Genomic DNA, 25,380 nt, shown 5'->3' with positions numbered 1-25,380 from the left:
TGACAATACCTCCTTCATCCCGGGGCTTTTGAGCGCACCACGGGCTATTGGGCTAATAAAACTGTCCAGGTTATATTTTAATCATTACATGCTTTTAGGCAAGAAAAACTTTGCAACGCAAAATGCGCCTGGTTTTTGACAGGATTTTAGCCGGCTCCGCCAATCGTCGGCCCACCAGCCAAAGAACGGTTTCTCTGTTTGTAAGTACATAAATATTTTGGCGATCCTGGGCGGGAACCTTATGGTCGATAAGAAACTTCTTTACCTTCTGCGTCCCCCCTGCCCCTAAGGGGGTAAAACGGTCTCCGGGCTTCCAGGGCCTGAAGGTCAGGGGAAAAGATGCCCGCTCCAGGTCCATGCAGACCTCCATGGGGTCTTCGCTGATAAAAGGATTTTCCGTTTTCTTTTCCTCACAGCAAACCAAAGTCAGGCCGGCCTGGGGAATCCGGTACGTCCCGGGCCCATCCAAAACCACCCGCCATTCCTCACCAGGCTGGGAGGGCGTGCGCGCCCAGTCCGGAGAGCCGTGCAAGATGAATTCCAACTTCCTTTGAACGCGCCGGGCTTCCAGGCCGTCAGGCAGGTGCGCCTGGCTCCCGGATTTCCCTCGGCTGGTAAGATTCAGGACGTCATGCACGTGGGTCCATGAGGTCTTTCGGGTATTGCCCCGAACTTGGGCCATGGCCTGCAGGACAATCCTTCGCTGCATGGCCAGAGGCTGTGTAACGAGGTGGACGAGCGAAAGTTCCAGGCCGTTTTTTATAGGCTTGGCGTGTTCGTCCAGGAAATCCCGGGCCATGCCATCCATCCATTGATGCTCCAGCCGCAAGATGTCTGAAAGGCGGTTAAGCCCCTGAACAATGGCCGGATTGTACTGGCTTTCCAAAATGGGGAGCAAATGAAGGCGGATTTGGTTTCTAAGAATGCTTTGATCCTGGTTGGTGCTGTCCTGGACCCATTTCAGGTCGTTTTCCCGGCAGTATTCCAGGATTTCCTTGCGGGTTAGTTTAAAAAGAGGGCGCACCGTTTTTCCGTTTACGGGCGGAATGCCGGACAGGCCTCCGGCGCCTGTCCCGCGGATTAGGGAGATCAGCATCCATTCGGCATTATCGTCTGCATGATGCCCCAGGGCGGCAAGGTCGTAGCCATGCTCCTGCATGACGCGGGAAAAAAAGGCTTTGCGGGCCTCCCTGGCAGCCTCCTCCAGGCTCAGCCCCGACTCTTTTTGAGCGGCCGCAACGTCCACGGTTTCCGGATGAAAGGGCAAATCCAGACTGTTGGCCATTTCCTGTACAAAAAGGGCGTCCCTGTCCGACTCCTCCCCGCGCAGGCAATGGTTGACGTGGGCCACGCCCAGTTGCAGGGCGAACTCCTTTTGAAGGCGGGACAGAACGTGCACCAGTGCGGTGGAGTCCGGCCCGCCGCTCACGCCCGCCAGAACGCGGGCGCCGCGAAAAAGCATGGCGTGCTCTTTCACGCATTGGCGGACCTTCTCCATAAAAGGATCCACAATGGGCGGAACATGCCCTGCGGTCATTTGGGGGCCTCCGTCCTTATGGCGTGGGAAGGCCTAAAGGCGCTCTTGAATTTGGCTATGGATGGTTTCGGAAATCTGACGGTCCCAGACTCCCACGTATCCCACGCGAATTCCGATTTGGGTGATTTTGGGATCCAGCATGGTGACTTTGATAGTGACCGGCTTGTCCCCCGCCCGGCGGCCGTTGAACGTAGTGGTAATGCCGTCGTCCACCTTGGAGTCAATGCTGATTTTCAGGTCATTCATCACTGCGTTCGTCACGGATACGGCCTTGGCGTAAGTCGCCGGATAAGACCGCACCAGTTCCCCTTTAACGTACGTGAAAGCGCCAGCGCCTGCACCGGCGCCGACGACCACCGCGGCGCATGAAGAGGTTGAAATCAGTACAATGGCGCACAGCAATGCCAACAAAGCTCTTTGCATAAGAAAATCCTCCGTGATCTGATAGTTTCCTGATCCGCAGGCATAAGATTAGGCTACATTCTTGGATGTGTCAACGCCGCATTGACAAGAGCAGTAATAGTGCTGATTATGTTACATAATAGTGAACCCTTTAATCAGCAAAGGGGGTCGCCTTTGGAACTTATTGATTTCAAGTATGTATACTGCCCCGTGATGGAAAAGGAATTGCGCCTCAAGAGGCTTTACAAAACCCGTGCAAATGGTACAAGCACCAGGAAGAAGGTGATCGACTGCACGGGCGCGTTGAGATGCGGAGCCTGCTCGGTCATGGATGAAAAGGTGATTTTCGATTTTACCGACTGCCCTTTTCGGGATGTAAATTTTTTCGATTAACACTTGGCGGGACCGGCCAGGGCGCGCCGGGTCATAAATTTACGGCTGCGCCCGCCGGCCCCCTTGCATTGCGCCAGAGGCTTTATATGGACGAAAAACTTATTAAAACTCACGATCTTCCCAACGGACTCACCCTCAATATTTATGACGGCTCAAAAAAAATCGCGGACAAAGGGGAATTTCAAAGCGAGCACGCTTCCACGGCCCAGCGCAAGCTGGAAGGCGATATCTGGCTGGTCTCCCTGACTCTGCGGATGGAGACGCCTGTTCTGGACTCCTACTTTGCACAGGATGGAAGCAGCGCTTTGACCCGCGAAAAAGTGGTTCAGGTTCTGGGAGAAACGGTCCTGTTTGAAAAAACCATGGCCCGGAACCTGGTTCATTCCAGCGAAAAGGACGAAATTTTTGAGCAGGTGCTTAAAGAGGCTGAAAAAAGCATGATCCCCTACCTTTCCCATCCGGAGTTTGGGAAAAAATTCGTTCACAAGGTCTACGCGGACGAAACCTCCCCCGCCGCCATGCATAGGAAAGGCCTGCTCTAACGGAAAACGCAATGCGGCTCATGCGCCCATAGATAGGATTAAAGGAAAATGATTAAAAACATATCCGAAAGCATGAAGGAATACGCCGAAATGGCGGTCCAGTTCGCTAAAAACTTTTATGAAACCGACCTGGACTACTCTGAAGACAGCCTGCAAAAAGTGGATGAGGTCATTGCGGCCTACCGAAGCGGCCAAGTTTTCGACCCCAAGGAGCTTACCCGGGAACAGGAGGAGGACCTCTGGATTTTCTCCAAAATGATAGGCGGTTACGTGGGGGAAGTGATCATCCGCAATTTGGGAGGCGCCTGGCTTACCCGGAAGCTGGACGATTTAAACCTGAGCATTGAACTGCAGATAGCCGACCAAGTGGAAGGCTCCCCTCCTGAAATGGTGTTCCAGTGCCTGACCGAGCCTTTTCGGACCGTGGAAGCCTATTATCAGGAAGCAAAAAAATCGCTTTCCGTGCATTAATGAGCCGATTCGGCGTTTCCGGCCCGGGGCGCTGAAACCAGGTTTTGCCTTGCGGAGGCCGGCTTCCCTTGAAATTTCAAGCCGTATGGAGTATCTGGATAAGACGTACTGATTGAAGGCCTTGTATTCCAATTCAAACTTGGTAAGGATCCATGCTGACAGACGTTGACAAAAAGGTGGTCGCCGCTATTCAGGGGGACATTCCCATTTCTCAAAGGCCGTACAAGGAGCTTGCGGAATCCATTGGGATTTCGGAAGCCCAGTTCCTTGAAGCCGTCAGAAAACTCCATGATCAAGGCGTAATCCGCCGTTTTGGGGCCACGATACGGCATCAGAAGTCCGGGTTTTCGGCCAATGCCATGGTTGCCTGGAAGGTGGATGAAGCCAGGGTGCATGAGGCGGGCAAGATTTTTGCGGGCTTTAAAGGGGTTTCCCATTGCTACCGGAGAAACCCCGTAAGTACATGGCCTTATAATCTGTACACGATGATTCACGCCCAAGCCCAGGAGGAGTGCGTGGAAATGGCCCGGGAAATGGCCCATGCAGTCGGCGTGGAGGACTATAACCTGCTTTTCTCCAAGCGGGAGCTTAAAAAGACCTCCATGGAGTACTTTCCGTTCGACGACGACGACTAAATCAAACTCCTATACAGCCATATCCACCTGCTGGACTGTGGCTACCTCTCCGGTCTCCTTGACAAAAACGCCGGTTTGACGAACCTTGCCCTGCAACTCGTTGTCCTGGTCCTTGATGTCGAACTGAGTGGTCAGCCCGGAAGTGGAAATAGCCCCCACATTAGCCTCTTTTAAGGATTGCAGCGTCTGGTTTCCCTCGCCGTCCACGGTCCACACGCGCAACTGCCCGAAAACCGCATCAGATTCGTCGATCCAGTTGTTTCCGTCATCGTCGTATTGAGCCAGTTCCTCAAAACCGTTGCCTGTAGTGGGGCCGAACAACTCGCCGCCGTCGTTGATCATGCCGTCCTGATTCTTGTCCAGGGCGAGAAAACCGCTTCCCCGGGCCAGGGTGGACACATTTTCCATGTCTCCGTCCGCATCCAGGTCAAAGCTGAATTTGGAGGACGTCAAACTGGCGGCCGGCGCGTTGAAATTGATGACCAGGGGATCCACAATGGTTCCGGCCCGGAACTCAAAATTTTCCTCCGTGTAGTATTCACGCTGCATGACCAGATTCAGGGAGAAGTTGATGGACCTGCCGTCCGCCGTTTTTATTTCGCCCTGGGCCGAAAAAGAGGTGGCTTCCTTTTCATAATAGGACTCGTGATATTTGTATTGGATTCCCCAGTCCGGCGCGGCCCCTTCCTCTATAGGGGCCTCCCCCTCAACAGGAACGCCTTCCGGCTGCTTTACTTCCTTCATGAAATCGGACAGGGTTTTCAGTTTGATTTTCTTGCCGAACAGCGTCTCCAAAAGCATCTTGACCAGGTACCCCTCCTTTTCCATGTATTCGGCTTCTTCGGCCAGGATTTCGGAAAGGGTTTCGGTCTGATTTTCCACGGCGGCCTTTTTTACCTGCTTGGCGCCTTTGGCAAGGTCTTTTGCAAGATCCGACAGGCTGACCGTGTCCTTGGGGCCTTGGGCTTCGCCTTCCTCGGCGTCCACGGAGCCGTCGCGCATCTGGATCCGCAAGGATTCCCGCTTTTCGGTTCTTTCAGTATAGGTCCGGAAAGATTTAAGGTCTAGATTGGCTTGCTGTATTTTCATGGTATGCGCTCCCTGCATAAAGACGTCCCTGTTTTTCGGAGTATCGGCACGGGAGCGGCTGAGCTTTAATATAAGCCGATGAGGCTATCTTATGCGGATTAGGGCTTGGACATAGTGAGCGATGCGCTTCAGGTCATGAAAGAGGGGCTGGGGGTCATGTTCCATTAAAAGGGCGGGCGCGGATCGGAACACGCGCTGGTAAATAAAAGGATGGAGCAGGCTTTTTGCAAGATAGCCGATTCCTTTAGGATCGCGGTGATTCCTCAGCAGGGCGAGTCCCACGTCCATATAGGTTTTTCCTATCAGCCTGGAGCAAAGGGGTGCAAGGCTCGGCGCGCATTGCTTTTTAAACTTTTGTAAAATAAGTAAACGCTGCAGAAAATTGTTCGCCTGCTTTTTTTCCTTTTGCTCCATGTTCCAATTGTAGCGGGCAAGCGGTTTATCAATAAACGCAAACCTGCAGCGGGCCGCCAGCCTGAGCCACAGGTCGAAATCCTCGGCGAACGGCAGCGATTCATCAAAGCCGCCCTGCAAATCGAAGACTTCTTTCCTGATCATGGCGGTTATGGTGGATGGCAGCAAGTTTAAATTCTCCAAGGCAATCTTGCAATAGTCCGTGCCAATCAGATACACAGGAGCGTGCTCAGCATTGGAGCTGCTTTTCAAAAAGGACAGATCTTCCGGACGAACCCAATGGTACGGAGGGCGGCCAGGGGATTCAAACACGACAAAGTTGCTGTAAACGACCGAAACCTCCGGGTGCATGTCCAGTGCTTCCGCTCTTTGATTCAGGCTTCCGGGAAGAGCCTCGTCATCCGCGTCCAGAAATGCTATGTATTCTCCTCGCGCGACTTTCAGCCCGGCGTTCCTGGCCCTGGAGCGGCCAAGATTTTCCTGTTCCTGATAAACGATTTGCTTTTTTTCTGCGTAGCTCCGGCAAATATCGCCCGTGCCGTCCGTGGATCCGTCATTCACCACGACAATTTCCACCTCTGGCCCGCTTTGCTCCAGAATGGACTCAATGGCGTTGGCAATGCAATCCTGGCCGTTAAAGACCGGGATAATGACGGATGCTTTGAATTGGTTTTGGGCGTCTTTATTCATATGCGCGGGAACAAGAAAAAGATGGTTAACAGCATTGATTTCAAAAATTAAGTATAAAGGGCCGTTTGTCCTGTCAATAAAAGAGTTGCTAAAAAAACTGCTGCTTGATAGATATTTCCGTTCTTTCCGGTCGATATGCTGAGGATCTATGCGCTTGCTCAACAGAATTATCAGAGGGTCGGTTTTTCGAGTAGGAAGCCTTCTGCTTCAGATCGTCCTCACCTTCATTATGATGCCCTATATAGTCAACAGCCTGGGCATCCGTATGTACGGGTTCTGGGCCTTGGCCTGCGCCTTTGTGGGCTATTTCGGCTTGATGGACATAGGACTGGCCTCAGCCGTGGTCCGTTACGTCTCCCGGGCATTGGGCGCCAATGACAAACAGGATGTTAACCGGGTTGCAAGCACCGCCTTTTTTACCTTCAGCGGTTTGGGCATGGCTGCTCTGTTGGCCACTCTTATCCTGGCGTTTTTGTCCAACTGGTTCTTTAAAAGCCCTGACGAATCCAAAATTTTCGGCCAGGTGATCCTGATCACCGGGTCGGGCTTCGCCCTAAGCTTTCCCATGCGCGTTTACGCCGGGCTGCTTAACGCCCGCATGCGTCAGGATCTCCAGTCCTTGACATCCATGCTTAGATTGCTGATCGCCAATGCACTGATTTATCTGTCGTTATCTAACGGGTATGGAATTATGGCTCTGGCTTTTAGTTACCTGGCGGCCGATATATTCATGCACATCCTCACGGCTGTCATGGCTTATAGAATATATCCCGGCTTGCAAATCCGGCCCTCCCTCATGTCCAAAGACAGCCTCAAGACCTTGTTTTCATACGGCGGCATATCCTTTTGGGCCAAATTGGCCGGAATTTTTCAGTTTCGGACCCCGCCCATCCTCATCGCAATTTACCTCAATGCCAACTACGTCACCCTGTTTCACGTCGGCGCCAGGCTGCTTCAGATATACTCTGCGCTGATTGACAGCGTGGCCAGCATGGGCGGCCCCATGTACAGTTGGCAGGAAGCCAGGGGCGACAAGCAGGCCCTGCAAAATTCCTTTCTGCATTTTATCCGGATCAGCAGTTTGTTCGCCGTTTTCATCGGGGCCTCCATTGTTTTTTTCGGAAAAGACTTTGTAACGGTATGGATGGGGAAAGGGTATGTAACAAGCTATTACATCATATTGATCCTGGGCGCGCCCACTATTATCGCGGCGACCCAAGGCCCGGCCGTAAACCTGCTGTTCAGCATTTCCCGCCACCGTTTCATGGCTGTCATCAATACGGTGGAGACCGCCGCCGGCTTGCTGCTATCCATGATTTTACTCCCATATTACGGAATTTACGGAGTGGCCGCCGCACTCGGCGTTTCCACCTTGTTATGCAAATCCGTAATTCTTGCCTATTACACCTGCAAGTGCATTGAAGTCCCCGGCAAAGATTACGTCAGGGCTTTCGCTATGCCGAACCTTAAGCTCCTGACCGCTATGGGGATTTATTTTTACCTTATCTCGGACTACATGGAACCCACCTACACCAGCATCATGGGGCTCGCCGGAGTCCAGATGCTGCTGTTTATTCCCGTGATCTACTTTTTTGTGCTGGAAAAAGAGGACCGGATCGCCTTGGCCGGCGTTCTGAAAGCCCGCAAGATGGGCGATGACCCGTTCTCTTCAGCCCACCCCGCCGACATCAATAAAGACTCCTCTTGTCAATAGCCTTCCGGGTTGGCGTAGCAATAAAGGCAGCTGTGCTTGCAAGGATGGAGGGAGTAAGACCCGATGTCCCGGGATTCCATGCAGCGGCACCCCTGGGAGGCCCTTTGGCCTTTGTCCTGCTTTTTGGATAGCCCCGGCCCGTATAATTTTTCCAACAAATCATGATTGATGCACGCGTGGGGGAGGATGCCGCAGTCCTCGGGCAGGATCCCCTCCAGGCGGTTTTCGCAGCAGGTGTATAGGGTTATGCCCCGTTCTTGCAGCACTTTTTGCATGCGCAGGAGGATTTCCGCCTGCCTTTCAGGGCCGGGCGGGGTGAAGGAAAAATTATTCAAGGCTTTAGTGCGTGTGACCAGTTTCCGATACACATCGACAAAACTGGTAACGCACCGTGTGACGCCGCAGGCGGCCGCTGCGTCGGCGATGGAAACGAAATCTCCCAGATTGTTCTGGGGGCCTTGCTCCGTTGCAAAATGGCAAATGGGGTCAAATCGCCAGGTTACCGCCTCCGGCCCGAATTGCTCCGCCAGTTCTTTTAGCGCGGCAAGGCGGTTTGCCAACGGCGGCGTCCGGGGCTCCAAAATAGGGGACTCCGAATTGATGGTAAAAAGAAAAAAAAGATGATATCCTGTATCGATTAGGGCCGTCCCGTAGCCTCCACGCAGGAACGGGGAATAGTCCTTTGACCAAAATACTATGGAGTGAACTGCTTCATTGTCTGCTGGGACTTTGTGCATTATCTTGGAAAACGGGTTTTGCACTTCGAAAAAACCCTGCTTAACGCCGGCCATGAACCAGTCCATATAGAACGCAGGGATGTCTGTGCGTCTGGAAGCGGAAATAACTGTTTTGAAATGCTTTTTCACGTTAGTTCTGATCCCGTGCAGGTCCTGGAGGTGAAGAATTGAAGTTACACAAAATTTGTTACGGCATCTTGTTCTTTTTTTATTTGGCCTCTTTTGTCTCCGCCAACCAGGGGCCCAGTGCAGAGATTTTCAAAGACATAAAAACCCGTATAGAAGAAGCCTACTACACGGATAACAAAACAGAGCTTGAGGCGCAACTCAAACGGGCTTCGGCCTTGGTGAATGATAAGGAATTTGAGTGGTACGCATACTATTACATGGCTTTCTGTCATAATCATTTGTCCATGCTTACTCTGGAGTCGGACCCGGATCAGTCCCGGAAGCACGTGGATGCAGCCTTTGAAAATGTGGACAAAGCCAAGGAAATCAACGAAACCGCCGAGCTTTACGTGCTTTGCATTTCCATCATGGGAAAAAAAATCACCCTGGGCTCCTCGCTCATGCGCATGACCCGCGGTTTGGAAACCCTGCGGTACATGGATAAAGCCAGGGAGCTGGACCCGGACATGCCCGGAGTGGTTTTTGAGCACGCCCTGACCGAATACCACACCCCGGTCAAGTTCGGCGGCGGCGTGGATAAGGCCAAAGCCTTGCTGAAGAAGAACCTTAAGATCCTGGAAACCTACGAGCATCAGGATCCCTTGTTTATAGATTGGCACCTGAGAGAGGACAATCTGGCGTGGCTGGCCTATTTTGAGGCGGAAACGGGAAATATATACGAGGCGACGGAGTATTTTAACGAAGCGGCTGCGCTTCGGCCCGATCATTCCTTTCTTAATTCGGTAGTGGAAAAGAAACTTAACGAAAAAAAGAACGAACTCCTGCGCAGTCAGCAGGAAGGGGAAGAAGATCATGGCTAATCAGGCTCCTCCTTCCGGTTCCGCCCCCAGATTGCGGGTGGCGGCCCTGCTCAACGCATCCGGTCCTATGGAGAATGTTCTTGTCAAAGGTTGGGTGCGTACGGTTCGCGACCAAAAAGGATTCGCCTTTCTGGAAATCAACGACGGCTCCTGCCTGAAAAACCTGCAAGTCATCGCTGAAGGAAACGCCGGGCCTTATGAAACGGCCGTGACGCTCACCACGGGATGCTCCGTGCAGGTTTCCGGGCGCCTGGCCGCCTCGCCGGGCAAGGGACAGGATTGGGAGTTGAAAGCCGAGGAAATCCTCCTGATCGGGGCCTGCCCGGAGAGCTTTCCTCTGCAAAAGAAAAGGCATTCGGACGAGTTTCTCCGCACCATCGCCCACTTGAGGCCCCGTACAAACAAGTTCGGCGCTCTGTTTCGCATACGTTCCTCCATGGCCCTGGCCGTGCATAATTTCTTTGCGGACCGCGGTTTCGTCTATATTCAGACGCCCATTATCACGGGCAGCGACTGCGAGGGCGCAGGGGAAATGTTCACCCTGACCACCCAGGCCAAGGGCGAAACCCTGGCCCCGGAAAAGGATTTTTTCGGCAAGCAGGCCTATCTTACCGTGTCCGGCCAGTTGGATGCCGAGATGTACGCCTTGGCCCTGGGCGCCGTATACACCTTCGGCCCCACCTTCCGGGCGGAAAACTCCAACACCAGCAGGCACGCCGCCGAGTTTTGGATGATCGAGCCGGAAGCGGCCTTCGCCGACCTGAACGACAACATGGCCCTGGGCGAAGAGCTTGTGCGCCATCTGGCGTCCCATGCCTTGGAAAAATGCCCCCAGGACGTGGATTTGTTCGCCCGCTTTGTGGACAAGACCCTCTCCCAAACTCTGGATAACATCATCAATAACGACTTCGTCCGCATGACCTACACGGAAGCGGTGGAGGCCCTGCAGAAGTCCGATAAGAAATTCCAATACCAGCCCATGTGGGGCAAGGACCTGCAGACCGAGCACGAACGCTACATCACGGAGGTGTACTGCAAAAAGCCCGTGATCGTTTTCGATTATCCGGCTTCCATCAAACCCTTTTACATGCGCATGAATCCGGACGGCAAAACCGTGGCCGCCATGGACGTGCTGGTTCCCCGGATCGGCGAGATCATTGGCGGCAGCCAGCGCGAAGAAAGGCTGGACATGCTCGAGGCCCGAATCAAGGAAATGGGCTTGAGCGAAGAGGAGTATTGGTGGTATCTGGATTCCCGGAAGTTCGGCACGGCGCCCCACAGCGGCTTCGGCATGGGCTTTGAGCGGGTCTTGATGATGGTCACCGGCGTTTCCAATATCAGGGACGTCATTTCCTTTCCGCGGACGCCGGGCAACGTGGAATTTTAACAGTCCCTCCTTTTTGGGGAGGTTTTTACGGCAATGACAAGCCCGGAACGGGCTTTAGGATAATCGGCTTTTCATGGGTTTTATCAAGGAGTACCGGTTCGGCGACGTCCAGGCCTTTGAGACGGGGCGGGCCTCCCGGGGGAAAACTCCCTCTTTAAGCGCCTTTTCATATTTGGCAGGCGGGGTGATGATTGACACCGGCCCCAAGCACGCCCGCAAGGAAATGCTTCAGGCGCACCGGCTGTATCCGGTCAAGATGATCTGCCTGACGCATCATCATGAAGATCATAGCGGTAACGCGGCGGCCATGCGGGATCTTTGGGGCCTGGAAATCCACGGCCATCCTTTATGCGTGGAAAAAATGGCCAATTCCTTTCCAATTTTGCCGTACCAAAAATATTTTTTCGGCAAGTCCGATCCCGTATCCATGCAAACCCTGCCCGACCGGATCGACACGGAAAAGGTCAGGCTGTATCCTATCCACACCCCGGGCCATAGCAAAGATCACATTTGCTATTACGAGCCCAACCAAGGGTGGCTTTTTTCCGGGGACATGTATTTGAACGACAAGGTCCGCTATTTTCGCTCGGACGAAAGCCTGGGAGACGAAATCGTCTCTTTACGGAAAATCATGGACCTGGATTTTGACAGCCTGTTTTGCGCCCATAACCCCCAGCCTATTGGCGGTAAAAAACGCCTGGCTGCCAAGCTGGCCTTCCTGGAGGACATTTACGGAAACGTGGCCGAGCTGCGAAAGAAAGGCATGGGGCCCAAGGGAATCATGCGCAAGCTGGCCATCAAGGAAAGCCTGTCCACCAAATTGATCTGCATGGGCAATGTATGCGCCCTGAATATGGTGAAGTCCGCTATCGCAGCGGCCGACGCGGGAGGCCCCGATCGCATGGCCTCCTGATTTGATGCAAGGGGGGAGTCATGAAAGCAGCCGCCGTACAAATGCGCGCCGCCCTGGGCGACGTGGAAGCCAACCTGAAATCCGCCGAAAATCTGGCCAATCAAGCCTTTTCCGCAGGCGCCGAAATTGTGATCCTGCCGGAATTCTTTCCCTCGGCCATGGCCTTTCATCCAAAAATGATCCATGCCGCCCGTCCCCTGGACGGGGAGCCCATGGAACTGCTCAAAGGCTTGGCCAAGCAAAACAACGCCGTTGCGGGCGGGTCCTTTAACGCTATCCGCCAGGGAGAGGTCTACAACACCTTTGTCCTGGCCTTTCCGGACGGCTCGGTTTTCCTCCATGACAAAGACCAGCCCACCATGTGGGAGAATTGCTATTATATCGGCGGGACGGACGACGGCGTTCTGGACACGCCCCTGGGGCCCGTCGGCGTCTCCCTGTGCTGGGAGTTCGTCCGCTCGCGCACTGCCAAACGCCTGAGGAATAAAGTCCGTCTGATCGTGGGCGGCTCCTGCTGGTGGGATTTGCCCAAAGTCGCCCTGCCGGGCTTTTCGCCCGCCGTGGGCGCCAGGCTGTTGGAAATCATGCGGCAAAGCCCTCCCAGGATGGCGCGCATGGTCGGTGCTCCGGTCATCCACGCGGCCCACGCCGGAGACTTTAAAGGAAAAATGCCTCTCATGCCCGGCTTTCCTTACGAAAGCAACCTCCTGGGCCAGGCCATGATTACGGACGCCCAAGGAAATATTCTGGCTAAAATGGACCGGGAAGAGGGCTATATCATGGCGGAGATTGACCTGGATGAACACGCTGAGCCATCGGAGGAAATTCCCCAATCTTTTTGGATTCCTGATTTGCCCTTGCAAATCAGGGCGGTTTGGGCGTACCAAAACAGGCACGGCCGGAGGTATTACCGGAGCAAAACAAAAAAAGCGTTGGGTTTGTAATGGATACAGGAGCATTAAAACTGTTGGTTATCGGCGCGGGCGGCTTCATCGGCGCCATCACGCGCTATCTGGTGGGCGGCTGGGTCCACAGGATTTTTCCCGGCTCCACCTTTCCTTTGGGCACCATGACCGTCAACCTGGCCGGGTGCTTTCTCATCGGACTGGGTTGGGGCCTGATCGAAACCCGGGGGCTCTTCTCCCCCAATGTCCGGGCTTTGCTCCTGGTGGGCTTTTTAGGCAGCCTCACCACCTTTTCCACCTTCGGCTACGAAACCTTTCAACTGGCCCGCAACGGCCAGACGGTCTGGTCCATCCTGAACATCACCCTGAGCCTGGTTTTGGGCCTCATGGCGGTCATCGGCGGCAACGCGGCCTCCCGGCTGCTTTAATAAGGAGGAAACATGCGCTATCCCAAAGACGGCAAACTGCTTCGGATTTTTTTAGGCGAAACCGTGCAGCATAAAGGCGTCCCCCTCCATGAATGGATCGTCAAAAAAGCCCGCAAGGAAGGCTTGGCCGGCGCCACCGTGCTTCGGGGAATTTTGGGCTACGGCGCCAATAGCGTCATCCACACCACCAAGGTCCTGCGCCTTTCCGAAGATTTGCCCGTGGTGGTGGAAATCGTGGACGAGGCCGAAAAAATCGAGGCCTTTCTCCAAACCATCGACGAAGTCATCAACGAAGGCATGGCCACGGTCCAAAACGCCCAGATCGTTTTTTATCGCTCCAGCAACAACAAAGGCTGATCCGCTTCATTACTAAGGCGCAAAACGTTCAAGCGGCGGCATGAAAAGACTCCTTTGAATATTTTCAACAATTGTTGAAAACTGCATATTTGTTGAAAACCTGGATTTGCTGCGCCCACTGTCTAATTCCGTGAAAAACTCCGCTTCAAACTCCAGAAATAGAATTTCTTTCGCCAATATTCAGTTTGCCAGCAATAATGCAACGGTGTTATAAGAAAATGGTTGTTTTTCCGCAGAAATCGCCGACATTTTATCCTGTTACATCTGTTTTTTGTCCGCCGGGAGCGCGGCTCCCAGGGTGAAATCCGTTTCAATCAAGCATCATAGTCAGGGGGGATGCACACATGAAAATACGCATTAAAGGCAATTATCCTCAGGGATTGGAAATCACAAGAGGAGAACGGGGAGTCCCTCACGTCAAGGCCAAGGACATGGCTGGAGTTATCTGGGGCATGGGCTATTGCCACGCCATGGACAGGGGGCTGCAAATGCTGGTCATGCGCATCCTGGGGCAGGGCCGCGGCTGCGAATGCCTGGACGACTCCGACGAAATGCTGGAAGTGGATCGCTTTTTTCGCCGGCTGAACTGGGGCGGGCGTCTTAAGGAGCAGTGGAACCTGCTGAACGCCGAAGAACAAGGGCTGTTATCGGCCTATTGCGACGGCGTAAATGCTTACCTGAGCCGCAAAAGACCCTTGGAATGCAGGCTGGTGGGATATAAGCCCGAGCCTTGGATTCCGGAAGACACCCTCATGATCTGTCGCATGGTGGGATATTTAACCTTGGCCCAGTCCCAGGGCGAGGTGGAACGGCTGTTCATAGAAATGGTCCAGGCCGGCGTGGACAGCGACCTTTTAGCCTCCCTGTTCCCGGTGGAGGCGGAGGAAATCGACCGGGATCTCCTGTCCAAAATCAAGCTGGAGGAGAGGCTTGTTCCCGAAACCCTCAAGTGGCTTAGCCCGGTTCCCAGGGCCATGGCCTCCAATAACTGGGTGATTTCCGGGGCCAAGACAGCCACGGGAAACGCCATGCTTTGCAACGACCCCCACCTGGAGGTCAACAGGCTGCCCAACGTCTGGTACGAAACCACCTGCCAGTGGGGGAATCAATACGGCATGGGCGCCAACATGCCCGGGCTTCCCGGAATAGTCATCGGCCGAAACCACAATCTTTCCTGGGGCGCCACTTATCCTTTCATGGACAACATCGATAGCTGGATCGAAGAATGTAAGGAAGGCAAGTACAAGCGCGAAGACGAGTGGCTGGATTTCACCGTGCGCAAGGAGGTCGTCAAGCGCAAGAAGCACGATCCCCTGGAGCTGACCTTTTACGAAAATCATCACGGCGTGCTGGAAGGCGATCCCAACCAGGAAGGCTTTTACCTTACCACCTGTTGGGGGCCGTCCTTAAGCGGCGCAAACTCGGTCCGGGCCATCTTTAAGGTTACCAGGTCCGCCACGGTGGAGCAGGGCATGGAGGCTTTGGGCAAGCTGGAAGTGGCCTTTAACTTTGTGTTCGCCGACAACAAGGGAAACATCGGCTACCAGATGACCGGCCTGTATCCCTTGCGCAAGGATGGCGTGAACGGATTCCTGCCCATGCCCGGCTGGGACCCTGAGTACGACTGGAAAGGCTTCGCCGATCCCAAGGACCTTCCCCGGGAATACAATCCCGAATGCGGCTATATTGTCACCGCCAACCAGGATCAGAACCATCAGGGCGTCCTGGATCCCGCCAACATGCCCATGGGCGACTACCGGGCCCGGAGAATCTCCCAATTGCTGGAAGAGCGGGGTAATCATGATTTCCATTCCACCAGGGCCATTCAGATGGATACATACTCCATTCAGGCCAGGGAGTTCCTGGACATACTCCTGCCTGCAGCGCCGGACTCCAGGGGCAAGTCGGTTTTGGAATCATGGGATTGCAAATACGATTTCGACTCCCAGGCCGCGCCTTTCTTTGAAGCCTTTTACTCCGAGCTTCGGAAAAAGGTTTTCGGCGAGGCGGGAATCGGCGTGGACATTATGGTGCATTTGGAACAGGAAACCGGGGTTTTCATTGATTTCTACCAGAACTTCGACCGCATGATGACGGACGAAAACTCCCCCTGGTACAAGGACTTCACCCGGGAGCAGGCCTTCGCCGCCGCCCTGGCCAAGGCCGAGGAAGGATACGACTGGAACAAAACCTGGAAGGACGTCAATAAGGCCATGCTGACGAATATCTTCTTCGGAGGAAAAACTCCCGCCTACCTGGGTTTCGACTACGGCCCAATTCCGCTCAGAGGCGGCCGGGCAACGCCTCATCAGGGCCAGATATACAACAGCGGCGGCCGTCAGACCACGTTCTCCCCTTCCTTCCGCATGATCACCGACATGGGGGAAAAGGTTCTGTACACCTGCATCGCAGGCGGAACAAGCGATCGCCGGTTGTCCAAGTATTATAAGGACGGCGTGGAGGACTGGCTGGAAGGCAAATTCAAGAAATTGGAAGGCCAGCTTCCCGAATAAACTGTCAACATCGCGGCGGGCCGGATCGCCAGCCTGCCGCGTTTGCTAAAGGTTCTTGAAACGCCCTCGCCTCGGCGCATCAAGCCTTTGCCGCCTCTTTTTCAAAGCATTTTTTTCTCGTCCTAACGCTATTCTAATGCTACCCTAACATAACGTTTCTATTATAATTAATTTCAAGCTGTTTTTGTCTGAACTCTCATCTGCGGCCGGATAACCTGCATGGTATTTTTTTTATCAGGCCGAAAGGAGGCGGCATCATGGCGAATTATATGTCCAAGACCAAAAAGGAACTGGTGGAGATAATCGCCGGTCTGGAGCAGGATAACGCCGGCTGTAAAAAAGAAGCGGTCCGGCTGGAAAAAGAGGTTCAAAGCCTTTCCCAAAAAACCGAATCTCTCCAGGCTGAAATGGATAAGTCCCTGGCCCAAAACGCAGATTTTCAAAAGCAGATCCAGGAGCTTTCCGCCCGAGCGGAACAGGTCCAACAGGAAGCCGAAGGCGCCGTCATTCCGGAAGCAGAAGAAGAAACGGCCCTGGACGAAGCCGCAGCCCTGCTGGACTGCCTGGCCGACGCCTCGTCAAAAGCCATTTTTTTGTTGGACCCCATGGGTATGGTTCGTTACGCAGGACCGGCGGCATGCGCCCTGCTGGGGGTGGAAAATCCGAATGAAGTGGCCGGACAGCCCTTTGCCAGCCTATGTCTTGCCGAAGACTCCGCCAAGCTGGAAAAGAAAATTTTAAAAGCCTGCCTCAAAGGCGAAAAAAAGAAAATCAAGGACGTCTTGTTCAAAAACTCCCTGGGCAGGGCCTTGGCGCTCAAGATTGCGCCTGTCGTTTATAAAGACGAACCCGCCGTCAAGGTGACGGTCAAGGACTGATAAGCGATGCTGCGCCTGCAAAGGCGCTTTGGATTCGATGAATTGATTACAGCCCTTGGTTTAGGATGAAATTGATGAAAATTATCGCCGTGTACAATGTCAAAGGAGGGGTTGGCAAAACAACCACATGCGTGAATCTGGCGTACTTAAGCGCCATGGAGGGTCATTCCACCTTATTATGGGATCTGGACCCCCAGGGCGGCGCCACCTATTATCTGGGGCAGGACTTGCAGAAAGACCTTAAGCTGAAAAAGTTGGTTAAGGACAAAAAGAAGTTCGAGCAATTGATTTCAGAGACGCCCTACGAAAACTTGAAGATGATTCCAGCCTTCTTCGGCCTCCGATACATGGATGCGTTCCTGGACGACGAAAAAAAATCCGGCAAGCGCCTGGCCAAGATCCTCTCCCCCATGCAGGACTCCCTGGAGTATATTTTCATCGATTGCCCGCCTTCCATTTCCAACCTGTCCGAGGCCGTGTTTCATGCGGCTGACGCGCTGCTGGCCCCGGTGATTCCATCGGTTTTGTCCATGCAGTCCTTGCAGCAAATCAAGGAGCACCTGGCAAGCGAAGGCGTGGAAGGCTTGACCCTTCTGCCTTTTTTCTCCATGGTGGACAAACGCAAGAAGCTCCACAATCAGGTGATGAAAGAAAACGCCCAAGCCCAAGGCTTCCTGCCACAGCCCATCTATTACCGCTCCGTCATCGAACAAATGGGCCTGAACCGCGCTCCCTTGCCCTGCTTCGCCCCCAAATCCGAAGAATCCGCCATGTACCAATCCCTCTGGCAGGCGGTAAAAAACAAACTTGCCTAAAAGCATGCATTATGTTGAACTGATCTTTATATGTAATAAACTGAAGAAGTTCTAATAGGGGTGGGAATCTCGGCTTCTTGCGGCCCCTCAATTTTTGAGCTGACAACCCTGTGGGAAGCGGCTATGTGAGCTAATTGACATGACTTGTGGCAGAGTGAATGGAAACAAAACCCATGGTGAACATCGTATCAGAGGAAACTATAGCCAGTAAAATTTATGTGATGCGAAGCCTTAAAATCATGTTAGACCGGGACTTGGCCGAACTCTACGGTGTGGAAACCAAACAGTTGAAACGGGCAGTACGTAGACACATTGTTCGATTTCCAGATGATTTTATGTTTGTTCTTTCAAAACAGGAACTTGAAAATTGGAGGCGCCAATTTGGCGCCTCCAATTCCGAAAAATGGGGCAAAGACATATCCCCGCATTTTTGATGTGATATTAGGCTTCTTGCTGGCGGATGTAATCCATGGCTTTGGCCAGCCTGGCTTTCACCTTATCCATACCCAAAATCTGCACGATTTCAAAAATGCCGGGGCTGGCGGTCTGGCCGGTGAGGGCCACGCGGACCGGCTGGGCGATTTTGCCCATTTTCAAGCCTGTGGCTTCCATAACCTGCACAAAGGCTTCTTCCACCTGCTTTTCGTCGGAAACGTCCGCGGCTTCCAGTTTTTCGATCAAGAGCTCCAGGGCGGGAACGGCTTCCGCCTTCAAACATTTATTGGCGGCCTTGGGATCGTACTCAATGTCATCCGCGTAATAGAACAGGGCCTTTTCCGCCAGCTCTATCGTAGTTTTGGCCCTGGGCTTCAAGGTCTCCATGACCTGATACAAATATTCGCCTTCTTCGGTTTCCACGCCCAGCTTGGCGAGCTGCTCGATGAACAAAGGCGCCAGCCTTTTGTCTTTGGCTGCGCGGATGTGGTCGCCGTTCAAGTCCAGGAGGCGGGCCGGGTCGAACACGCCGGCGCTTTTGCCGATGTTTTCCAGGGTGAAAACCTGCTTCAACTCGTCCACGGTGAAAAATTCCTGATCCCCGTGGGACCAGCCCATGCGCGCCAGATAATTGATCATGGCCTCAGGCAGGATGCCCATGTCCTTGTATTCCACCACGGACGTGGCGCCGTGGCGTTTGGACAAACGTTTTTTGTCCGCTCCAAGCACCATGGGCACGTGGGCGAAAGTCGGCACGGGGTAGCCCAGGGCGTTGTACAGCAATATCTGCCGGGGCGTGTTGCTCACGTGGTCGTCGCCGCGGATGATGGTGTTGACGCCCATGGTGATGTCGTCCACCACAACCGCCAGATGATACGTGGGGCTGCCGTCGCTGCGGGCGATGATCAGGTCGTCCAGTTCCTGGTTGTCAAAGGCGATGGTTCCCTTGACCTTGTCCTCGAACACGGTTTTGCCGGTCTGGGGGGCCTTAAGCCGCACCACCGCGCCTTCGCATTTTTCCAGGCCCTTCTCCCGGCAGGTTCCATCGTACTTTGGCTTGTCGCCGCGAGCCATGGCCGCCTTGCGCTTTTCATCCAGTTCTTCGGGCGTGCAGGTGCAGTAATAGGCGGCGCCTTCGTCCAGCAGTTTCTGGATGTGCTCCTGGTAGATTTCCGTGCGCTTGGACTGGTAAAAAGGCCCTTCATCCCAGTCAATGCCCAGCCATTCCAGGCCCTGGAAGATGGCGTCCACCGATTCCTGGGTGGAGCGCGCCTTGTCCGTGTCTTCCAGGCGAAGCACAAAGGTTCCGCCCGTGCGGCGGGCGTAAAGCCAGTTGAAAAGGGCGGTGCGGGCGCCGCCGATGTGCAGGGCCCCCGTAGGGCTGGGTGGAAATCTGGTTATGATCTTATCCATGGGAAATATTCCTTATGCTTTTATTGGTTTGCATCTGCAGGCGCTCATCCGTCCTTGCAGAGAAAAACATAATTCCATACCACAGGGCATTAGGCGACTCAACCCTGCATTCTGAAAAACGCTTTCTATCAAATCTTGACGGGGGATTGTCCTGTTGTTAGATGTTTGCAATTGTAGCCCGTCAAGAACGCCGCCTCCAACAAGGACCTTCGGATGCCTCCAAAGAAAAAATCGCCCGTTCCCTGCCCAAACCTGCACACTTTGCCGGAAAATGCCCAACCACGCCTTATGGACAAGGGAACCCTGCATTGCCTGGCTTCCCAGGGCGGCGCAAAGGAGCGCTACGGCAAGGGAAAGACGCCTCACACAATCCATGTCTGGTGGGCGCGGAGGCCCTATTCGGCCATGCGCACCCTGGTTTTTGCAAGCCTGGATTCGGGGGAGTCGCCAAAGTCCCGGAACCTGGCCTCCGACCTGGGACGGCTTCCGGTTTCCGAGTCCAAAGACGCAGAGGCCGCCGCAAAGATGCTGTCCAGGCAATATGCCGAACCTCCCCGCGTGCTGGATATGTTCGGAGGCGGAGGCGCCATTGCTTTGGAAGCGGCAAATTTAGGCTGCAAGGCCTTTTCCCTGGATTCCAATCCATTGGCGGTATTCATTCAAAAAAGTCTTTTGGGGTTCACCCAGGAAGCGGAAAACTGGCCTCCTGATTTGCTCATGGAGTCCGGCCGGAGGGTTCTGGAGCGTCTGGAGCGCGAAACCGCCCCTTTGTTCCCCATGCGAAACTCTGAAAAAGGTCCTGTGCAGGCCTATTTTTACACCTATGAAACCGCTTGCCCCCATTGCGGCTGGAAATTTTTCCTCTCCAAACGGCCCTGGCTGTCCCGGAAAAAGGGGAGGGAAGCCTGCCTGGAATTCCACCCGGGCGAGGAGCACGCAGTTTACAGGATCATTCATCCTTCCAGGGATTATAAGCCCTCAAGATTGTGGAAGAAAACCGGAATTGTCTGCCCAGTATGCGGGCGGGGCTGCGGCGCGCCAAATTATTCCCAATGCCGGGAAGTCCTCACCGCCCTTTGCAGGGGGGGGCACGGCAAGGGCAAGGATTTTGAGGCGGGCTCACCGGAAGCCCAGGCAGATTCCGTGATTATGGAGGAGATGGAGTCCGCTGTTCTGGCTTATCTGGGACAAGGCCTGCCCCAAACAAAAATCCCCAAATGGTCGGGCATATTCAACCCCGCCATATACGGCATGGATTCCCACGCGGACTTTCTGAATCCGCGCCAGCGCCTCGTGCTGCTTCTTTTGATGAAAAGCCTGCGCACGGAATTCAAGGCGCTCAGTCAATCGGAGTCAGAAACCGTCGCTCGGTGCATGGTGGGCCTGCTTTCCGGGCTTGTGGATCAGCTCATAGACTGGAACAGCCGCCTTTCCATGTGGATTCCACAGAACGAACAGGCGGGCAGGGCTTTTTGCGGTCCGGGCGTGCCCATGATGTGGGACTACGCGGAAATTGACCCCTTGTTGAACGGCCCGGCCAATTTGTGGAAGAAGCTGGATCGCATCGTGGAGGGCGCCAAGGCCATTCCATCCTTTTCCACCGCGCCGGACGTCCGGCTGGGCGCGGCCCAGAACCTGCCCTTTAAGGACGGCTTGTTTGACGCCATAGTCACAGACCCGCCGTATTACGACAACATCTTCTACAGCTCCCTGGCGGATTTTTTTTATTCCTGGAAAAAGATGGTTATATCGATCCTGTCGCCTGAACTGACCGGCTTTGATTCTACGGAGTCCCCCCGGGAGTTGGTGGCTTCCGTGCAGCGCCACAATAGCAAATTGGACGCCCACGAATCTTATTGCCGGGAACTCACGCAGGCGCTTTGCGAAGGCGCCAGGGTTCTGAAGGAATCCGGCCTGATATCCTTGATCTACAGCCATAGCTCCCTGAACGGCTGGGACGCTCTGGTTAAAGCCTTTCGGGCGTCTCCTTTTCTGATTACAAGCGTGCAGCCCTTGTGCATTGAGCGAAAAGCCCGGCCGCGGGGTTTGGCCAGCGGAGCTGTCAACACCTGCCTGGTTTTTGTCGGCAGAAAAAGCGCAAAGCCCAAGCATTCTCAATGTCTGTCAGAACTGGCGGACAGGCTTGAAGATATCGCCGACTGCGGATTTGCGCAGGACCTGATAAGCCAGGGATGGTCGGAAGAGGATGCAGGACTCGCCCTGTTTTCCCAAGGGGCTGCGCTGCTGGCGAATTCGTCCGGAGAGTCGACTATCGATGATCGTGAAGCTCTGGCCCTTGTAGAATACATTGTGGCATCCAGGCTTTCCGGCTTCAAGATATCCCGCAGAAGGTCTCTGTGAAGCGCTTCACACTTGGCGTCAAAACTTAATCCTATCGTTCAAAAGGCTTGTGTAAAATGGAATTTGCATTATAAAATATTTTATAAACAGTTTTCTTACTGGAGGGAGATATACTTTTGACAAGGGGGGGTAATGGATTACGATTTTGTTGTTGTAGGAAGCGGCTTTGGAGGCAGCGTATCAGCCTTACGCCTTACTGAAAAAGGTTACAAGGTCGCCGTCATTGAGCAGGGCCGGAGAATAGGCCCAAAGGACGTGCAGGCGGCGGATGAGAAACCGTTGAGGAATTTCTTCTGGATGCCTGCGGCGAAAATGAACGGCTTTTTCACCCAAACCATATTTCGCCACGTGCAGATAGTGGGCGGGGTGGGCCTGGGAGGCGGCAGCCTGGTTTATGCGGCCGTGCTGTTAAAGCCAAAAACCGGATTTTTCAAAGATCCGGTCTGGAGCAATTTCGGCGTGGATTGGGAACAGGAACTGGAACCCCATTACGAAGAAGTAAAGCGCATGCTTGGGCTCACCAATAATCCCAATTTCGACCTGCAGGACGAATACCTGAAAAAGACCGCCCGAACCATGGGCGCCATGGACACTTACGGCCCCACGCCCAACGGCATATACTTCGGCAAGCCCGGCGTTACGGTCAAGGATCCTTTTTTCGGCGGCGAGGGGCCGGATCGAACCGGCTGCGAACTTTGCGGAGACTGTCTTTCCGGCTGCGGCAAGGGCGCCAAAAACAGCCTGGATAAAAATTATTTGTTTTTAGCGGAAAAGAACGGCGCAGAAATCCTCACCAGCCGTAAGGTTTCCCACATCGAGCCTATGGAGGGCGGATACCGCCTGCACATTGCGGATCCCATGAAGCCAAAAAAGGCCTATCCGCCCGTCACGGCCAAAAAAGTGGTGCTGGCCGGGGGCGTGTTGGGCACCCTGGAGCTTTTGTTCCGAAGCCGGGACGTAACAAAGACCCTGCCCAAGGTGTCGCCCCTGCTGGGCAGGGTGGTGCGCACCAACAGCGAGGCCATTGTGGCCAGCCTGTCCAGAAACCCTGACGAGGACATCACCAGGGGCTCGGCCATCTCCAGCCATTTTTATCCGGACGATCACACGCACATCACGCAGAACCGGTTTCCCGACGGATACGACTTTATGCGCTATTATCTGGGCCCCATGGTGGACGAGCCCAACCCGGCGAAAAGGGCTTTCAAGACCCTATGGGCTATGGTCAAAAACCCCATTCGGTCCATGGCTTCCATTTTCGCTAAAAACTGGCGCAAGCGCATCTCGGTGCTCACGGTCATGCAGCATATGGACAACCAGATTTCCCTGGTTTACCGCCGCGGCCTGTTTTCCTGGTTCAATAAATCGCTGCACTCGAAAATTCCCGAAGGCCAGCAGCGGGCGCCCGCGTTCCTGCCGATCGCCAACAAGGCGGCCAGGGCTTACGCCCAGGCCTCGGGCGGCGATCCTCTGAACGTCACCATGGAAAGCCTGCTTAACCTGTCTTCCACGGCCCATATCCTGGGGGGATGCCACATGGGGACCTCGCCCGAAAACGGCGTCATCAGCACGGATCACGAAGTGCTGGGCTATCCTGGATTATATGTGGCGGACGGCGCTGCGGTTTCCGCCAACGTAGGCGTGAACCCGTCTTTGACCATAGCGGCCCTGGCGGAAAGAGCCATGTCCGGAATCGAGGCGAAACAATGAAGACTGTCTTTGTAAAGACCGGCCTCGCCGCCCTGATCTGCCTGATTGCCGCGGCGTGGCCTTGCCTCGCTCCGGCCGGCTTCGAGTCCTCGCTTGCACTTGATATCCAAGCGAATATGACAAAAGGCGCCGAACTTTTGACTATTTTTCACGAGGATGAAAACAATCTGTACAAGGCTGGCGCCATCTATGAAAAAGTGCTTGAAAAGAAGCCGGATTTCGTAGAGGCTGTATGGAAATTGGCGGAGGTTCAATACCTTTCCGGCATGATGGTCAAAGGCCAGCCTGCGGAAATGGACCATTATAAGAAAAGCCTGGAAACAGCCGGCAAAGCCCTGGACCTGGATCCGTCCTGCGTGCAAGCCAGGTTCTACTCGGGCTGCGCGCAAGTAAGCCTCGCCGAAAAAGCGTCCTCGTTCAGGGCCCTGGGGCTTTTAAAGCGCGGCAAGGCGGATCTTAATATTGTTATGGAGCAAGGGCCCGAGAATCGCTTCGCGCCTCTGGCGGCGGCGGTGCTGTCCCAGGTTAACCAACAGGCGCCTTGGCCCATTAAAGATCTGGACGAGGCCCATGCCCTGGCATTGAAAGCCTTGGAATGGGACCCAAACCTGACCATGTCGCAGCTTCAACTGGCGCGTGTGCATCTTGCCATGGAAGACTACGAGGGCGCGGCCAGGGAGGCTCAAGCCTGTTTGGAGATAAAGCAGCCTACGTATATCGCCGACGCCGTGGTCTGGGATTGGCCTGACGCCAGAAAAATTTTAGCCTCGATAAAGGAGAGGAAAGGGGGCTAGCCCCTTTCAAAACCGCCATGATCAAATACGCATTTGAGTACACCGACGGCGCCATGATGTATTATGAACTGGACGAAAACGCCTATTATCCCGAGGCTGGAACTGTCCTGGAAGGCGAGTGGCTGAACCTGGAGGAATTCAAATGCCGCATCTGCACCATTGATCCGGAAACCCATCCTCAATGTCCCGCAGCCATGGCCTTATGGCCTGTGCTGCGTGACTTTGGGCATCGCATATCCCACGAGCCTGTGAACGTCCAGGTGGATTGGACCGACGTCCATTTGGAAGCCGTCACGTCCACCCAACAGGCTGTGCGGTCCATGGTAGGCCTCATGCTGGCGCTTTGCCGCTGCCCGGTCATGGAAAAGCTCCGGCCCATGGCCCACTTTCACCTGCCCTTTGCGGACGCCGCCCATACCCAGTTTCGCGTGCTGGGCATGTATTTGATCGCCCAGTATCTCCGGGAAAACAGCGGTATGGAGCCTGACTGGACCCTGGAAGGGCTGCTTCAAAATTACCGGGAGCTTCAGCACGCCAACCGCAGGCTGGCGGAGCGCATTCGCGCCGCCTCGGAAACCGACGCTGCAGTCAACGGACTCATCATCCTTGACGCCCTGGCCCAAAGCGTGGAAATGGGCATCAACCAGAACCTGAAAAAGCTCCGCCCCCTGTTTGAAATGTATATGGACCCGGAATAGGCCAGTCACCAGAGCGGGCGTCCGAGCTACTTCATACCGCAGCATCGCCTGTGGATGCCAACGCATTCTTATGCCGTCATTCCCCAGCGCTTTTGTCGGGAATCCAGCGCCTCCATTACATCGGGCTGCCAGCGCCGTTGACTAATGGAGTCGCTTGCAA

General features: G+C 54.3%; 25 protein-coding genes. 19 read left to right on the top strand and 6 right to left on the bottom strand.

The window, feature by feature from the left end:
• Window positions 1-94: 94 nt before the first annotated feature.
• Window positions 95-1,537, bottom strand: a complete 1,443-nt coding sequence (tilS, locus tag BUE18_RS23695) for a tRNA lysidine(34) synthetase TilS (protein WP_073478640.1) — start codon at window positions 1,535-1,537, stop codon at window positions 95-97.
• Window positions 1,538-1,570: 33 nt separating this feature from the next.
• Window positions 1,571-1,960, bottom strand: coding sequence for a DUF3568 domain-containing protein (locus tag BUE18_RS23690; protein ID WP_073478639.1), 390 nt, complete (start codon window positions 1,958-1,960; stop codon window positions 1,571-1,573).
• 153 nt (window positions 1,961-2,113) lie between these two features.
• On the opposite strand from BUE18_RS23690, the gene BUE18_RS23685 reads away from it, so the two are divergent.
• The 4 genes from BUE18_RS23685 (at window position 2,114) to ahbB (ending at window position 3,980) form a co-directional block, all read left to right on the top strand.
• On the top strand, window positions 2,114-2,332 hold the full coding sequence (locus BUE18_RS23685) for a hypothetical protein (protein WP_073478638.1): 219 nt from the start codon (window positions 2,114-2,116) through the stop codon (window positions 2,330-2,332).
• An 86-nt stretch (window positions 2,333-2,418) separates the two neighbouring features.
• Window positions 2,419-2,874 carry a hypothetical protein gene (locus tag BUE18_RS23680; protein WP_073478637.1) on the top strand — a complete coding sequence of 152 codons (456 nt, stop codon included), beginning with the start codon at window positions 2,419-2,421 and terminating at the stop codon, window positions 2,872-2,874.
• Between the two features lie 48 nt (window positions 2,875-2,922).
• Window positions 2,923-3,345: a hypothetical protein gene (locus BUE18_RS23675; RefSeq protein ID WP_073478636.1), complete on the top strand. Its 423-nt coding sequence runs from the start codon at window positions 2,923-2,925 to the stop codon at window positions 3,343-3,345.
• A 152-nt stretch (window positions 3,346-3,497) separates the two neighbouring features.
• Complete coding sequence (ahbB, locus tag BUE18_RS23670) at window positions 3,498-3,980, top strand: siroheme decarboxylase subunit beta (RefSeq protein ID WP_073478635.1); 483 nt, start codon at window positions 3,498-3,500, stop codon at window positions 3,978-3,980.
• A 9-nt stretch (window positions 3,981-3,989) separates the two neighbouring features.
• On the opposite strand, the gene BUE18_RS23665 is transcribed toward ahbB, so the two are convergent.
• Window positions 3,990-5,069: a hypothetical protein gene (locus BUE18_RS23665; protein ID WP_073478634.1), complete on the bottom strand. Its 1,080-nt coding sequence runs from the start codon at window positions 5,067-5,069 to the stop codon at window positions 3,990-3,992.
• A gap of 84 nt (window positions 5,070-5,153) precedes the next feature.
• Entirely contained in the window at window positions 5,154-6,173 is a 1,020-nt protein-coding gene (locus tag BUE18_RS23660; protein WP_139264882.1) for a glycosyltransferase, read from the bottom strand.
• A gap of 154 nt (window positions 6,174-6,327) precedes the next feature.
• On the opposite strand from BUE18_RS23660, the gene BUE18_RS23655 reads away from it, so the two are divergent.
• A complete protein-coding gene (locus BUE18_RS23655) occupies window positions 6,328-7,887 on the top strand; it encodes a lipopolysaccharide biosynthesis protein (protein WP_073478632.1) in 1,560 nt (519 codons plus the stop codon).
• Here the strand turns inward: BUE18_RS23655 and BUE18_RS23650 are convergent.
• Complete coding sequence (locus BUE18_RS23650; RefSeq protein WP_073478631.1) at window positions 7,881-8,753, bottom strand: DUF1848 domain-containing protein; 873 nt, start codon at window positions 8,751-8,753, stop codon at window positions 7,881-7,883. The genes BUE18_RS23655 and BUE18_RS23650 overlap by 7 nt on opposite strands.
• A gap of 38 nt (window positions 8,754-8,791) precedes the next feature.
• Between BUE18_RS23650 and BUE18_RS23645 the strand changes: the two genes are divergently transcribed.
• From BUE18_RS23645 to BUE18_RS23600, 10 genes are all read left to right on the top strand, one after another.
• The gene (locus BUE18_RS23645; RefSeq protein WP_073478630.1) at window positions 8,792-9,613 is read left to right on the top strand and encodes a hypothetical protein; all 822 of its coding nucleotides are present in this window, start codon (window positions 8,792-8,794) and stop codon (window positions 9,611-9,613) included.
• On the top strand, window positions 9,606-11,000 hold the full coding sequence (asnS, locus tag BUE18_RS23640; protein WP_073478629.1) for an asparagine--tRNA ligase: 1,395 nt from the start codon (window positions 9,606-9,608) through the stop codon (window positions 10,998-11,000). The genes BUE18_RS23645 and asnS overlap by 8 nt, the downstream gene beginning before the upstream one ends.
• A gap of 73 nt (window positions 11,001-11,073) precedes the next feature.
• Entirely contained in the window at window positions 11,074-11,913 is an 840-nt protein-coding gene (locus BUE18_RS23635; protein WP_073478628.1) for an MBL fold metallo-hydrolase, read from the top strand.
• Window positions 11,914-11,933: 20 nt separating this feature from the next.
• Window positions 11,934-12,857, top strand: coding sequence for a carbon-nitrogen hydrolase family protein (locus BUE18_RS23630; protein ID WP_073478627.1), 924 nt, complete (start codon window positions 11,934-11,936; stop codon window positions 12,855-12,857).
• Window positions 12,857-13,246, top strand: coding sequence for a fluoride efflux transporter CrcB (gene crcB / locus BUE18_RS23625; RefSeq protein ID WP_073478626.1), 390 nt, complete (start codon window positions 12,857-12,859; stop codon window positions 13,244-13,246). Before BUE18_RS23630 ends, crcB begins: the two co-directional genes overlap by 1 nt.
• Before the next feature lie 12 nt (window positions 13,247-13,258).
• Window positions 13,259-13,603, top strand: coding sequence for a DUF190 domain-containing protein (locus tag BUE18_RS23620; protein WP_073478625.1), 345 nt, complete (start codon window positions 13,259-13,261; stop codon window positions 13,601-13,603).
• A gap of 344 nt (window positions 13,604-13,947) precedes the next feature.
• The gene (locus BUE18_RS23615; RefSeq protein WP_073478624.1) at window positions 13,948-16,116 is read left to right on the top strand and encodes a penicillin acylase family protein; all 2,169 of its coding nucleotides are present in this window, start codon (window positions 13,948-13,950) and stop codon (window positions 16,114-16,116) included.
• 257 nt (window positions 16,117-16,373) lie between these two features.
• Window positions 16,374-16,994: a PAS domain-containing protein gene (locus BUE18_RS23610; RefSeq protein WP_073478623.1), complete on the top strand. Its 621-nt coding sequence runs from the start codon at window positions 16,374-16,376 to the stop codon at window positions 16,992-16,994.
• Between the two features lie 74 nt (window positions 16,995-17,068).
• Window positions 17,069-17,809 carry a ParA family protein gene (locus BUE18_RS23605; protein ID WP_073478622.1) on the top strand — a complete coding sequence of 247 codons (741 nt, stop codon included), beginning with the start codon at window positions 17,069-17,071 and terminating at the stop codon, window positions 17,807-17,809.
• A 173-nt stretch (window positions 17,810-17,982) separates the two neighbouring features.
• Window positions 17,983-18,243, top strand: a complete 261-nt coding sequence (locus BUE18_RS23600; protein ID WP_073478621.1) for an ORF6N domain-containing protein — start codon at window positions 17,983-17,985, stop codon at window positions 18,241-18,243.
• A 7-nt stretch (window positions 18,244-18,250) separates the two neighbouring features.
• On the opposite strand, the gene gltX is transcribed toward BUE18_RS23600, so the two are convergent.
• Complete coding sequence (gene gltX / locus BUE18_RS23595; RefSeq protein WP_073478620.1) at window positions 18,251-19,657, bottom strand: glutamate--tRNA ligase; 1,407 nt, start codon at window positions 19,655-19,657, stop codon at window positions 18,251-18,253.
• 213 nt (window positions 19,658-19,870) lie between these two features.
• Between gltX and BUE18_RS23590 the strand changes: the two genes are divergently transcribed.
• The 4 genes from BUE18_RS23590 to BUE18_RS23575 all read left to right on the top strand — a co-directional run bounded on the left by BUE18_RS23590 (window position 19,871) and on the right by BUE18_RS23575 (window position 25,220).
• Window positions 19,871-22,018 (top strand): DUF1156 domain-containing protein, encoded by a 2,148-nt coding sequence (locus BUE18_RS23590; protein ID WP_083611255.1) that lies wholly within the window; start codon window positions 19,871-19,873, stop codon window positions 22,016-22,018.
• Window positions 22,019-22,150: 132 nt separating this feature from the next.
• On the top strand, window positions 22,151-23,728 hold the full coding sequence (locus tag BUE18_RS23585) for a GMC oxidoreductase (RefSeq protein WP_073478618.1): 1,578 nt from the start codon (window positions 22,151-22,153) through the stop codon (window positions 23,726-23,728).
• A complete protein-coding gene (locus BUE18_RS23580) occupies window positions 23,725-24,522 on the top strand; it encodes a tetratricopeptide repeat protein (RefSeq protein WP_073478617.1) in 798 nt (265 codons plus the stop codon). The genes BUE18_RS23585 and BUE18_RS23580 overlap by 4 nt, the downstream gene beginning before the upstream one ends.
• A gap of 17 nt (window positions 24,523-24,539) precedes the next feature.
• Window positions 24,540-25,220, top strand: a complete 681-nt coding sequence (locus BUE18_RS23575) for a DUF6901 family protein (RefSeq protein ID WP_073478616.1) — start codon at window positions 24,540-24,542, stop codon at window positions 25,218-25,220.
• The last annotated feature ends 160 nt before the right edge of the window (window positions 25,221-25,380 follow it).

This window comes from Desulfatibacillum alkenivorans DSM 16219 (assembly GCF_900142135.1).
GTDB classification, from domain to species: domain Bacteria; phylum Desulfobacterota; class Desulfobacteria; order Desulfobacterales; family Desulfatibacillaceae; genus Desulfatibacillum; species Desulfatibacillum alkenivorans.
Note: the sequence above shows the minus strand (reverse complement) of the source record. Positions and strands in the feature narration are given on the sequence as shown.

What these genes read in the sequence shown, in the direction of transcription:
- tilS (WP_073478640.1), bottom strand. Translation starts at nt 1,537, where the DNA reads ATGACCGCAGGGCATGTTCCGCCCATTGTGGATCCTTTTATGGAGAAG.
- BUE18_RS23690 (WP_073478639.1), bottom strand. Translation starts at nt 1,960, where the DNA reads ATGCAAAGAGCTTTGTTGGCATTGCTGTGCGCCATTGTACTGATTTCA.
- BUE18_RS23680 (WP_073478637.1), top strand. Translation starts at nt 2,419, where the DNA reads ATGGACGAAAAACTTATTAAAACTCACGATCTTCCCAACGGACTCACC.
- BUE18_RS23675 (WP_073478636.1), top strand. Translation starts at nt 2,923, where the DNA reads ATGATTAAAAACATATCCGAAAGCATGAAGGAATACGCCGAAATGGCG.
- ahbB (WP_073478635.1), top strand. Translation starts at nt 3,498, where the DNA reads ATGCTGACAGACGTTGACAAAAAGGTGGTCGCCGCTATTCAGGGGGAC.
- BUE18_RS23665 (WP_073478634.1), bottom strand. Translation starts at nt 5,069, where the DNA reads ATGAAAATACAGCAAGCCAATCTAGACCTTAAATCTTTCCGGACCTAT.
- BUE18_RS23660 (WP_139264882.1), bottom strand. Translation starts at nt 6,173, where the DNA reads ATGAATAAAGACGCCCAAAACCAATTCAAAGCATCCGTCATTATCCCG.
- asnS (WP_073478629.1), top strand. Translation starts at nt 9,606, where the DNA reads ATGGCTAATCAGGCTCCTCCTTCCGGTTCCGCCCCCAGATTGCGGGTG.
- BUE18_RS23635 (WP_073478628.1), top strand. Translation starts at nt 11,074, where the DNA reads ATGGGTTTTATCAAGGAGTACCGGTTCGGCGACGTCCAGGCCTTTGAG.
- BUE18_RS23630 (WP_073478627.1), top strand. Translation starts at nt 11,934, where the DNA reads ATGAAAGCAGCCGCCGTACAAATGCGCGCCGCCCTGGGCGACGTGGAA.
- crcB (WP_073478626.1), top strand. Translation starts at nt 12,857, where the DNA reads ATGGATACAGGAGCATTAAAACTGTTGGTTATCGGCGCGGGCGGCTTC.
- BUE18_RS23620 (WP_073478625.1), top strand. Translation starts at nt 13,259, where the DNA reads ATGCGCTATCCCAAAGACGGCAAACTGCTTCGGATTTTTTTAGGCGAA.
- BUE18_RS23615 (WP_073478624.1), top strand. Translation starts at nt 13,948, where the DNA reads ATGAAAATACGCATTAAAGGCAATTATCCTCAGGGATTGGAAATCACA.
- BUE18_RS23610 (WP_073478623.1), top strand. Translation starts at nt 16,374, where the DNA reads ATGGCGAATTATATGTCCAAGACCAAAAAGGAACTGGTGGAGATAATC.
- BUE18_RS23605 (WP_073478622.1), top strand. Translation starts at nt 17,069, where the DNA reads ATGAAAATTATCGCCGTGTACAATGTCAAAGGAGGGGTTGGCAAAACA.
- BUE18_RS23600 (WP_073478621.1), top strand. Translation starts at nt 17,983, where the DNA reads ATGGTGAACATCGTATCAGAGGAAACTATAGCCAGTAAAATTTATGTG.
- gltX (WP_073478620.1), bottom strand. Translation starts at nt 19,657, where the DNA reads ATGGATAAGATCATAACCAGATTTCCACCCAGCCCTACGGGGGCCCTG.
- BUE18_RS23590 (WP_083611255.1), top strand. Translation starts at nt 19,871, where the DNA reads ATGCCTCCAAAGAAAAAATCGCCCGTTCCCTGCCCAAACCTGCACACT.
- BUE18_RS23585 (WP_073478618.1), top strand. Translation starts at nt 22,151, where the DNA reads ATGGATTACGATTTTGTTGTTGTAGGAAGCGGCTTTGGAGGCAGCGTA.
- BUE18_RS23580 (WP_073478617.1), top strand. Translation starts at nt 23,725, where the DNA reads ATGAAGACTGTCTTTGTAAAGACCGGCCTCGCCGCCCTGATCTGCCTG.
- BUE18_RS23575 (WP_073478616.1), top strand. Translation starts at nt 24,540, where the DNA reads ATGATCAAATACGCATTTGAGTACACCGACGGCGCCATGATGTATTAT.